Raw genomic sequence first — 262 nt, forward strand, 5'->3', positions numbered from 1 at the left:
GCGCGCCACCTGGGAGTTCGAGAAGTTCCTGACCGCCCCCGAGCAGCAGGCCGCCTGGCACACCGGCACCGGCTACTTCCCGGTCAACACGAAGTCCCTGGACGACCCCAAGGACAAGGAGTGGGTGGCCAAGTACCCGCAGTTCCAGACCGCCATCGACCAGCTGAAGGCCACCAAGCCCACCCCGGCCACGGCCGGGTGCCTGCTCGGCGTGATGCCGCAGGCCCGCAAGGGCGTGGAGACCGCCATCGAGCAGACCATC

1 protein-coding gene is annotated in these 262 nt (G+C 69.1%); it reads left to right on the forward strand.

The window, feature by feature from the left end:
• A partial coding sequence (locus ACFQ87_RS46405; RefSeq protein WP_380617080.1) for an extracellular solute-binding protein occupies positions 1-262 on the forward strand: 262 nt, incomplete at both ends.

It is taken from the genome of Kitasatospora sp. NPDC056531 (genome assembly GCF_042794375.1).
GTDB lineage: Bacteria > Actinomycetota > Actinomycetes > Streptomycetales > Streptomycetaceae > Kitasatospora.